The following is a 3,344-nucleotide window of genomic DNA, read 5'->3' on the forward strand; positions in this document are numbered from 1 at the left end:
AATTGTAAAGTAAAAATTGGAAAAAATGTAAAATTAACTATGGAAAAATTGTAAAGTATATTAATGAAAAAATATAAAGTAAAAAGTAGAAAAAATATAAAATACTGTATGTGAGAACAATGGTAAAATATTTAAAAAGAATTATAGATGATGATTTGGATAAATATCTTGAAATGATAGGTGCCATATTAATCATAGGTCCAAAATGGTGTGGAAAAACCACAACAGCAGAAAGACACGCAAAAAGCGTTCTAAAATTACAGGATAAAGACCAATACCAAACAAACATGATGTGGGCAGACATTGAACCATCAAGATTATTAAGAGGAGATAAACCCCGACTAATAGATGAATGGCAAATAGCACCCGTATTATGGGATTCAGTCAGAACCAGTGTGGATGAAACCGATGGATATGGATTATACATTCTAACAGGTTCAACAGTAGTGAATGAAGATGGTAAAAGACACACTGGAACCGGAAGAATACACAGGTTACTTATGAGGACAATGAGCCTATACGAAAGTGGTGAATCCAACGGCCAAATTTCAATAATGGATTTATTCGACAATCCCGAAATGAATATAAATCAATATGAATCCGAATTGACAATGGATGAATTAATTTTTGCAGCATGCCGTGGAGGATGGCCCGAATCACTAAACCAAAAAACACGGGAGGGAAAACTATTCGTCGCATACTCCTACCTAGATAATATCTGCAATACAGATGCATCAGCGGTAGATGGTGTCAAACGTGATCCTGACAGGGTAAGATTATTATTAAGATCAATCGCACGAAACAACTCCACACTAGCCAAAGACCAAACAATCATTGATGACATGAAGGCAAATTTCATGGACATCAGCAGACCCACATATTATTCATATGTTGATGCCCTAAAAAGACTGTTTGTACTTGAAGACCAAAGAGGATGGTCACCTAATATTAAATCAAAATCAGCAATAAGGTCAGGAAATAAAAAAGTATTCCTCGACCCGTCAATAGCAGTGGCAGCACTACACGCTAGTCCAGAGTCAATGGAAAAAGATTTAAAAACCTTTGGATTCGTATTTGAAAATTTATGCATCCGTGATTTAAATGTGTATACCAGTTCACATGGTGGAAAAGTCTCATATTACCATGATAAATCCGATTTGGAAATAGATTGTGTGGTTCATCTGAAAGATGGAAGATACGCATTAATTGAATGTAAACTCGGAAGTGAAAGGATTGAGGATGGGGCTAAAAATCTTTTAAAAATAAATGAACTGATAGAAAAAAATGATAAACTGGAAAATCCCACTTTCCTGGCAGTTTTAACTGGAGGAAAATATGCATATACAAGACCTGATGGAGTGAAAGTAATCCCAATAGGATGTTTAAAATAGAAAAATGAAAAATGGGCATGAAAAAAATATATCTGCCCTTTTTATTTAACTTTGATTTTTATGGTTTTGCCGCAAGCCTTGTAATAACTATTTCCCTTAAAAGTGATCTTTGCGGGGAAAGTACCTTTCTTGGTTAACTTGGTAATTTTGAAGGTTGCCTTACCTTTGCTGTTAGTGGTTGCCTTGTAGGTTTTTCCTTTGACTTTTAAAAATACCTTAACCTTTTTGATTGGACTTTTACCTGACTTCAAGGTTATGGTGTATTTTTTAACTTTCTTGGACTTTTTGAAAGTTGCCTAAATTCATAAGCCTGCAAGGCGTCAAATTCGAAAATCATATACTAACCATTTTTTTTAAAACAGATCTTGGCCAAAAAATTAAATTATCAAAACTCGTTAAAGAATGATTAACAAATATAATTAAATTTCAAAGCTTTAAAAATCATCATTAATGAAATTAACGAAATATTTAATGATTCATCTGAAATGAGATATTCTTCTCTAAATTTGAAGATTGCAATGATGCTTGAATAAGTAAATTTATATACTATAAGAAATTAAAGTTACAAATAGTAACTAAAAGTAAGGTGTCTGATTTTCATAAGGTTACCGGTTTTCTAGTGACAATTTACAAGATAATATATTACCTTCACCAATGATAAATATTACCTTTGTTCGTATATTTTCAAACTAATAGAAAATCATATGGTTACCTAAAAAAATATAATTTTTTTAAAAGCCGAGTTCAATATCTCTGGAATATAATTTTCTTTTGACTTACATCAATTTCAAATTTGTCACTAATTTTAAAAATATTTTTTCCACATTTTCATATAGAATATTTAATATCAAATTTGAAATTTTTTAGAGTTTTAAAATTTTTTAATTTAATAAATCTTTTTGAAACTATTTTTAGCAGTTTCATAATACTGATTTGAGTTTTTCTAATTAGAATCAAATTTTTTAGATGGGATTGGATTAACATTTGTCATTTTTGATTAAATGAATTAAGCTATTCATTAAAATAAAGGTAATGGCTGCAAAACTAATTATTTTGTTGGTGTTTTGATTTAAATCATATGTCTTGAAATTTACTAGTTAGTTAAATAGAAATTTACCCTCCCAAAGAATATCTTTTGGAATGTCAGTTTTTGCAGTGATGTTGACAGTCTTGTTGTTGGTTGTAACTGAAGAAACATTTATAGAATACCTGACATTAGGCATTGTTATTGTTACTGTTCTGTTGATCTTTTGGAATTCAGCATATTCAGTATCGAAAAAGGCAATATAAGAACCGACCGGTAAATCTGGAATCCAACCTTCACCACTTAAACAAGTATAATTGCGAACCCAGACACCATTGTCTTTAAAGTACACACTTATTGAGATATTTCCATTAGTTACAGGAATGCTGCTGTTTGTTTTTAAATCAAATGTTAATTTCTCACCTGAGCCATAAACTGTTGTAAAATTATTAACATTTAATGTAGGCGGATAAATAACTGTATTTACATTATCACCAGAATTTCTTTTAAAAATACAAGTATCTGCAGTAGTATACCACCCCATACTAAAAATAGCACCACCATTATAAGCAGAGTTATCAGCAAAATTACAATTTGTCACAGTACCTTGATCCCAGAAGTAAACAGCCCCACCATAACTGTATTCTCCAGTTGCTTTGTTGTTAGTAAAATTACAATTTCTCACTTCACCATTACTAGAGAAGTAAACCGCACCACCATGGTATGCTTCGTTATCAGTAAAATTACAATTATATTGAGTAATAAAAGAGGTATCAATTAATTTTAAAGTTTTCATTTTATTATTTGTAATTTTCATTTCACAATCTCTTTTAAATATTTCTTTAAATTAAATTTTTGTTCTCAGGATGGCGGCAAGTGACAAGAACAGTGATGTCAGCAACTGTATGAGAATAACAATTCCTGCACTG

Annotated in this window: 2 protein-coding genes; one reads left to right on the top strand and one right to left on the bottom strand. The window is 30.9% G+C overall.

What is annotated here, in order from left to right; translation table 11 throughout:
• The first annotated feature begins 119 nt into the window (after window positions 1–119).
• Entirely contained in the window at window positions 120–1,391 is a 1,272-nt protein-coding gene (locus tag ACKI4K_RS03405; protein ID WP_407422300.1) for an ATP-binding protein, read from the top strand.
• 1,097 nt (window positions 1,392–2,488) lie between these two features.
• Here the strand turns inward: ACKI4K_RS03405 and ACKI4K_RS03410 are convergent.
• A complete protein-coding gene (locus tag ACKI4K_RS03410) occupies window positions 2,489–3,232 on the bottom strand; it encodes a hypothetical protein (RefSeq protein ID WP_407422302.1) in 744 nt (247 codons plus the stop codon).
• Window positions 3,233–3,344 lie beyond the last annotated feature (112 nt).

Source organism: Methanobrevibacter sp., from assembly GCF_045644645.1.
Classification (GTDB): domain Archaea; phylum Methanobacteriota; class Methanobacteria; order Methanobacteriales; family Methanobacteriaceae; genus Methanocatella.